We start from the raw sequence: 6,947 nt of genomic DNA on the forward strand, positions 1-6,947 counted from the left end.
AATTAATGCTGTAAATTTATTGTCAAGATTTTAAATAATAACTGTTAGTATATACACTCAAACTATTTAGTCTCAACTTTGGATAAAAGTGCGTTTAGGTATTTTTTTCTGTAATCAACACTATGACAATCTATTTTTCTCTATCGAACCTCAGTGACATTCTCAGTATTCAACCTCTATGGAAAGACAATTCTAGAAAATTGACTACTTCTGTATTAGGTATTGCTACAGATACTCGTGCTGTCAAAAAAGGAGAAATTTTTGTAGCATTAACTGGCGATCGCTTTGACGGACACAATTTTGTCGATGCTGCTATTGCCAAAGGTGCGATCGCTTTGATTGTCGATCGCCCATTAGAGAATAAAAGCGTACCTCAGTTTATAGTTGCAGATACTCTAGAGGCTTATCAAAGGATTGCTCGATGGTGGCGCAGTCAGCTAAATATTCCCGTTATTGGCATAACGGGATCTGTAGGTAAAACTAGCACCAAAGAATTGGTTGCTGCGGTATTAAGTACTCAAGGAAAGGTACTCAAAACTGAGGCTAATTTTAACAATGAAATTGGCGTACCCAAAACTTTATTACAAATTACCCCAGAACACGACTATGCGGTAATTGAAATGGCGATGCGAGGAGAAGGAGAAATTGCTTTATTAACGGATATAGTATGTCCGACTATCGGGATTATAACTAACGTTGGTACGGCTCATATTGGTCGTTTGGGTTCGAGAGAAGCGATCGCTCGTGCTAAATGCGAACTTTTGGCACAGATGCCCCAATCTAGTACTGCCATTTTAAACTACGACAACCGTTTATTAATCGATACGGCAAAAAAAGTTTGGCAAGGTGAAACTATTACCTATGGTATGAAAGGGGGGGGTATCCAAGGGGCAATAGACGGAGATAAAATTAACGCCTTGGGATATAGTTTACCCTTACCATTAACAGGAGAACATAACGCCAGTAATTATTTAGCAGCCGTTGCAGTAGCGCAATTATTAAATATAGATCTGGCTGTTTTAGTTTCGGGAATTAATGTCGAATTACCCAAAGGGCGATCGCGTCGCTACGATTTGGCTAATGATATTGTAGTCTTGGATGAAACCTATAATGCGGGTTTGGAGTCGATGCTAGCTGCGGTACAAATGCTCAAGGAAACCCCAGGTAAACGCCATATTGCCGTTTTAGGTACGATGAAAGAGTTGGGGGAATATTCACCCCAATTACACCGTCAGGTAGGAGAAAAAGGGCAAGAATTAGGGTTGGATATGTTGTTGGTTTTAGCCGATGAAAAAGCTACTCAAGAAATAGCTAAGGGTGCGGGAAATATTGCAACGGAATGTTTTAGCGATCGCGCTACTCTAACTACTAAATTAAAACAAATAATGCGATCGGGCGATCGTATTCTTTGTAAGGCTTCTAATTCTGTTGGTTTGAATGAGGTAGTTGAGGAGTTGGTTGTTAGTGGTTGATGGTTATTGGTTATTAGTTAACTAATAATTCTAATAATTATTAATTTTTGATACTTAGATTACTTTTGCAAAAACTCTAACATTTTCGCGATTGCCTTAACTACAATTTCTGGTTCGTCGATCCAAACAAAGTGGCTGCTATTACTGGCAGATATTTCTGTATAATTACTTGATAATAAACTTAAGTAATAATGTATTTTGTTTCTAAGTTTATTGATCATCTTTATTCGATGTTAGCCTCAGTTAATAGCAAATCCCATTCTGCAATGATCGCTTCGCTACAGCGAGATTTACCACTAGGTTCACTCCAACCATAACCAGGGCGATCGCAAATACATACTCGCGTTAGTTTGGCTATTTCATCGATTAAAAAATATCCTTCAACACCGCCCAAACTATGGTCTAAAACAACTGTTATTTCACCCCTTCCTTTTATATATAAATAGACCTCTTGCATAATTACATTGAGGTTCTGATATGAAGGTTTCAGGCGGATAAAGATAGATTGAATATTGGGATATTTTTCTTACATATGAATATATGTTCATGTATAATGTAAATAAATAAATTGAGGATAAATTCAATGACGAATGCTAGTTTAGTTAAATGTGCTTGCGATCGCTGTTCTTGTGAGCTTTCTTTAGAAAATGCAATCAAAAAGAACGATAAATACTACTGTTGTAAAGCCTGTGCTGATGGTCATGTAAACGACCAAAGCTGTAAGATGTCTAACTGTAATTGCGGTTAAATCTGCAAATTTTCAACAGAAATTTGAGATACGTGAAATGCTTGCGTATCTCTATTTTTTAGTTCAATAATATTGTGTGTTTTCTATGTCCGCAGCCAAATCTCAGAAGCTTCCTACCTGTTCAACAAGCCATTCAGTCGATATTAAAACAGGTAGTATTAATCCCGAAGCACTTACATTAAATAAAGCGCAGCGGATGGCAGAGTTTTTCCGCTTGCTAGGAGATCCTAATCGCTTGCGAATTTTGTCCCTTTTAGCCAAGGAAGACTTGTGCGTATGCGATTTAGCCACTTTGCTGGAGATGAGCGAATCAGCCGTTTCTCATCAATTACGAACGTTGCGATCGCTTCGACTAGTAAGTTATCAAAAACAAGGTAGAAAAGTTTTTTATAGTTTATTGGATCGTCACGTATTAGAGCTATATCAATCAGTAGCGGAACATTTAGATGAAGAACAGTAAAAATTAAAATATAAAAAATATGATTTTGAATCCGATTTGCATTTTTACACGTACTTATTAGAGAAAGTTTCAATCGAAACATATAGAACAAGGACGATGGACTCTTTCAAAAGAGTCTAGAATGAATAATGCGTCTCAATTTAGATGTAAAAAATAAAATATTAGGCGATCGCTATTATTTGCATTGCTTGATAGCCCAAAGCGACCACAGTAAAATATTTTTGGCTACCGATCTAGCTATTGGCGATCGCAAATGTGCCGTAAAGCAAATGTATCCCAGCTATTTTCCTGTGGAAGCACGTTCTAAGATTGAGTCTGCATTCTTAAACGAAGTAGAGATCTTAAAAAGATTATCCCTAAGACATCCTCAAATTGGTCAGTACTACAATTACTTTGTTGACTCTGGCAAGCAATATTTAGTTCAGGAATGGGTTGAAGGGGATTCCTTAGAAGAAAAATTACGCCATAACTTCAAATTCTCAGAATCAAAAGTTAGAGATATTATACTCAATACATTACTAACTATAGAATATGTTCACCGCCAGGGAATTGTTCATAATGACATCAAGCCTGGTAATTTAATTCTACGGCTGCAAGACCAGTTACCTGTCCTGATTGACTTTGGCATTGCCAGAAAAATTGATTGCATCTACAAACACAGTATAGTTGGTACTCCGGGCTATATGTCCCTAGAGCAAGCAATGGGAAAAGTTAGCTTTAATAACGATTTATACAGCTTGGGTGTAACAGCGATCGAATTACTAACGGGAAAATCTCCCTTATCAGTTGATTTCAATTCAAACAAAAATAACTTTTGGGAGCAAGAAAAAACCGCCTTTGATCCCAAATTCGTAGAGATAATTGACCGCTCCATCTCTAGCCAAGATAATTTAAAATTTACCTCTGCAACGGAAATGCTTGCTATGTTTTTCCCTTCAAAGAAGGTAAAGCTTTTTACTCAAACAGGCGATCGCACTAAATTAAGTTTTTCAATCCTGTTTACTATTATGCTCATACTGATTATGGGATTTAGTCAAAAATATTTAATATTACAGTTGAATGACAAATCATATGTTAGTTCATTTAAACCAAAACCTCTACAGCCTTCCCCACCGAACTCGCTGCCAGATAATAACAATTTCCAACCTACTGCTTTAGAGCTTAAGAATAATGCCTTGCAAAAAGCGATTTTTGCACCTGGGACTAAGCACCTTACTATCTTGCAGGCTTTGGGAGAACCTTTATGGCGTAAGCCAGGTTTTTGGACGAATAGTATTGCCTGGTCTTATGAAAATATTGTGTCAGAAAAAATTGATATTGGATATATATTTGATCGCCAAACCAATATTTTGCGCCAAGCAGAAATAGCTGTTCCTCCTACAACAAAAATAAGTACGGTTCAATCTGCGATGAATTCTTTTTTAGCGACAGAATCTTCTACTGTTGCTATAGAGCAGGGATTACAGGCAGTATATAAGCGAGAAAAAAACACCTATGAATTTGTAACAGGGAATTTAGAAGGAATTATTCAACGCAACGATCAAGATCGCATTTATATAGCAGTTTGGTCTGCTGGTTTTCATTAGTTTATTTTTTTTGAATCCAATTCAACCATTTGAACGTACTAGCTATATATACAAAAAATGTATTTATTAGCAGTAGCAATTTTTTGAAGTTGCAAAGCTCAAATAAGTAATTAACTCAAAAGTCAAACATGAGTTCTTGCTTATATCTTTGATCAATAAACTGCGATTTGTCCCCCGACTGTATGTAGGCTTTAAGCCAAAAAGACAGCGAGTATTTGTCCTATCAATATTTGATGGGGCAACTTTCGCTACGAAAAATTTAGCAAAAAATCAAACAATAATGGAATTTACAGTAGATTTGTCCGCACTAAACAGTAACGAACCATTTGGCTCAGATGCTAGTGGAGAAGTAACTTTAACTCTCGATGCTCCTAGTGAAGATATTCGCACTCTAAGAGTTCAAATTGATGCTGAAGGTTTGGAAGATGTTAGTGGCTTTGGAGGAATTCATGTTGCTCATATTCACGGTCAGTTTCTAGGTAATGCTGCAAATCCTCTTCTAGAACAAGGTGATGGTAGCTTTTTTGATGGTACAGGGGGAGAATCAGTAAACTCAATTCTACCCACTATCGAGAATAGTGATATTGATGGAGATGGGTTTGTCAATTTTCTAGAAGGTCGTCCTAATTATGGCCCAGTAATACTTAATTTAACTTCAGAGCAGATTGAATCAGCACCAGAAGGAACACCACCTTTAAGCTACTTTTTACAGCTTGCTGGTGCAGGAGAAATTAATCCTGCCGAGCTATTTCCCAGCGGGACAGAATTTAATTTAGATACTACCTATACTTTTGATTTAACCGATCCCGACCAACTGCGTCAATATAACAATTTAACTCCCCTAAATGAAAGAGAAGTAGTTATACACGGTTTAACTATTCCTGTTGAGATTTCTGAAGCGATCGATGAAACTGCAATGGGAACAGCACCAGCAGGGATTGATTTGGGTGATGGGGAAGCTTTCCGCATTACCGCACCCGTAGCAGCAGGAACAATTGAAGTAAGTGCATCAACAGATGTTTCTCAACTTGTGGCTTTAAATGATGACAATACATTAGTATCTTTTGACTCTAATAATCCTGGTGTCAGTCAGTTTACTGACATTACGGGAGTTGAAGGAGTATTGTTAGGTATCGATACTCGTCCTGCTGATGGTTCTATTTATGGTATTTCTACTGCTAACAATATTTATACCATCGATCCCAGTAGTGGTGAAGCAACTTATATTAGTACCCTAGATACACCTTTTGAAGGGGGGACTATTTCAGGTTTTGACTTTAACCCAGTGGCAGATCGCTTACGTTTGGTAGGAGATAATGACCAAGATTTCCGTATCAATGTTGATACAGGAGAAGTCACTGTTGATGGAACTTTGGCTTTTGCCGATGGTGATGCTAACGATGGTATAAATCCTAATGTGACGGCTGCTGCATATACCAACTCTTTTGATGGCACTGTTTCAACTGAGCTATATGATATTGATACTTTGCTCAATAATTTAGTATTACAAAATCCTCCTAACGACGGAACTTTGGAGACTATCGGTGATTTGGGAATTGATTTCGATACTTTAGGTGGCTTTGAAATTGTTTCTGCTGTAGAAGGCGACAATACTGCTTTTGCTGTCTCTAACACAACTTTGTACTCTATAGACCTAGAAACTGGCACAGCTAAAAGTCTTGGGGAAGTTGGTTCGATTAATCCTCTCAATTTGCAAGGATTGACAGCAATACCAGAAGAAAATACACCTACAATCAACGAACTTTTAGACAACTCAGAGATTGTTGCTTTAACTGACAACAATACATTAGTGTCCTTTGATCAAAGCAATCCTTCTGAAGTTAATTCGATTGAAGTTACAGGAATAGATGGGTTTTTATTGGGTATTGATACTCGTCCTGCTGATGGTTTAATTTATAGCATTTCTACTGCTAACAACATTTACACTATCGATCCTAGTAATGGTGAAGCAACTTATGTCAGCACTTTGGATACGCCTTTTGAAGGTGGAACTATATCTGGCTTTGACTTCAACCCTGCTGCGGATCGCTTGCGTTTAGTGGGAGATAACGACCAAGATTTCCGTATTAATGTTGATACAGGAGAAGTAACCGTTGATGGAACTTTAGCTTTTGCAGAGGGGGATATTAACCAAGATGTTAACCCTAATGTAACTGCTGCTGCTTATACCAATTCTTTTGACGGTACAGAAACGACTCAGCTATACGATATTGATACGCTATTAAATGACCTGGTCTTACAAAATCCTCCCAATGATGGAACTTTGGAGACTATAGGTGACTTGGGTATTGATTTTGATACTTTGGGTGGTTTTGATATACTTTCTTCTGTTGATGGAGACAATGTAGCTTTTGCTGCATCTAATTCTAGTTTGTATACAATTAATCTTGGCACTGGAGAAGCAATTAACCTGGGAGAAATCGATGATTCTAGTTTCGATAATCTTCAAGGGTTAACTATTGTTTCTGATTTTATCTAAAGCCATTTTGTATCTGTAAGTTGATTAGTAGTTTTTAGTTCAACTTATATGAGGCTATAAGCAAAGCATTCGCATTTTATCCAGCTTTGCTTATAGTCAAAATGAATCTTTTTTATATCATAAGTGTGATAAGCTTAGACGCACCTAGTTTAGGTTATAATCAGGGAAAAAAAAGAGCGAT

The 6,947-nt window shown here is 37.2% G+C and carries 6 protein-coding genes; 5 read left to right on the plus strand and 1 reads right to left on the minus strand.

All coding sequences use genetic code 11. The features are described 5' to 3' along the window. The first annotated feature begins 122 nt into the window (after nucleotides 1-122). Nucleotides 123-1,472 carry a UDP-N-acetylmuramoyl-tripeptide--D-alanyl-D-alanine ligase gene (locus I4641_RS18145; RefSeq protein ID WP_229641995.1) on the plus strand — a complete coding sequence of 450 codons (1,350 nt, stop codon included), beginning with the start codon at nucleotides 123-125 and terminating at the stop codon, nucleotides 1,470-1,472. A 223-nt stretch (nucleotides 1,473-1,695) separates the two neighbouring features. Here I4641_RS18145 and I4641_RS18150 read toward each other — a convergent pair whose 3' ends face one another. Further along, nucleotides 1,696-1,929, minus strand: a complete 234-nt coding sequence (locus tag I4641_RS18150; RefSeq protein WP_229641996.1) for an alpha/beta fold hydrolase family protein — start codon at nucleotides 1,927-1,929, stop codon at nucleotides 1,696-1,698. Nucleotides 1,930-2,055: 126 nt separating this feature from the next. Between I4641_RS18150 and I4641_RS18155 the strand changes: the two genes are divergently transcribed. The 4 genes from I4641_RS18155 (at nucleotide 2,056) to I4641_RS18170 (ending at nucleotide 6,766) form a co-directional block, all read left to right on the plus strand. Continuing rightward, nucleotides 2,056-2,220: a metallothionein gene (locus I4641_RS18155; RefSeq protein ID WP_229641997.1), complete on the plus strand. Its 165-nt coding sequence runs from the start codon at nucleotides 2,056-2,058 to the stop codon at nucleotides 2,218-2,220. A gap of 85 nt (nucleotides 2,221-2,305) precedes the next feature. Then, the gene (locus I4641_RS18160; RefSeq protein WP_304956539.1) at nucleotides 2,306-2,680 is read left to right on the plus strand and encodes an ArsR/SmtB family transcription factor; all 375 of its coding nucleotides are present in this window, start codon (nucleotides 2,306-2,308) and stop codon (nucleotides 2,678-2,680) included. Nucleotides 2,681-2,808: 128 nt separating this feature from the next. After that, nucleotides 2,809-4,266 carry a serine/threonine-protein kinase gene (locus tag I4641_RS18165; RefSeq protein ID WP_229641998.1) on the plus strand — a complete coding sequence of 486 codons (1,458 nt, stop codon included), beginning with the start codon at nucleotides 2,809-2,811 and terminating at the stop codon, nucleotides 4,264-4,266. 280 nt (nucleotides 4,267-4,546) lie between these two features. Continuing rightward, nucleotides 4,547-6,766: a DUF4394 domain-containing protein gene (locus I4641_RS18170; RefSeq protein WP_229641999.1), complete on the plus strand. Its 2,220-nt coding sequence runs from the start codon at nucleotides 4,547-4,549 to the stop codon at nucleotides 6,764-6,766. Nucleotides 6,767-6,947: the final 181 nt, after the last annotated feature.

Source organism: Waterburya agarophytonicola KI4 (assembly GCF_020640915.1).
Lineage (GTDB): Bacteria > Cyanobacteriota > Cyanobacteriia > Cyanobacteriales > Xenococcaceae > Waterburya > Waterburya agarophytonicola.

Bases quoted from the DNA above. Each gene is read 5' to 3' on its own strand.
- I4641_RS18145 (WP_229641995.1), top strand. From the start codon at position 123: ATGACAATCTATTTTTCTCTATCGAACCTCAGTGACATTCTCAGTATT.
- I4641_RS18150 (WP_229641996.1), bottom strand. From the start codon at position 1,929: ATGCAAGAGGTCTATTTATATATAAAAGGAAGGGGTGAAATAACAGTT.
- I4641_RS18155 (WP_229641997.1), top strand. From the start codon at position 2,056: ATGACGAATGCTAGTTTAGTTAAATGTGCTTGCGATCGCTGTTCTTGT.
- I4641_RS18160 (WP_304956539.1), top strand. From the start codon at position 2,306: ATGTCCGCAGCCAAATCTCAGAAGCTTCCTACCTGTTCAACAAGCCAT.
- I4641_RS18165 (WP_229641998.1), top strand. From the start codon at position 2,809: ATGCGTCTCAATTTAGATGTAAAAAATAAAATATTAGGCGATCGCTAT.
- I4641_RS18170 (WP_229641999.1), top strand. From the start codon at position 4,547: ATGGAATTTACAGTAGATTTGTCCGCACTAAACAGTAACGAACCATTT.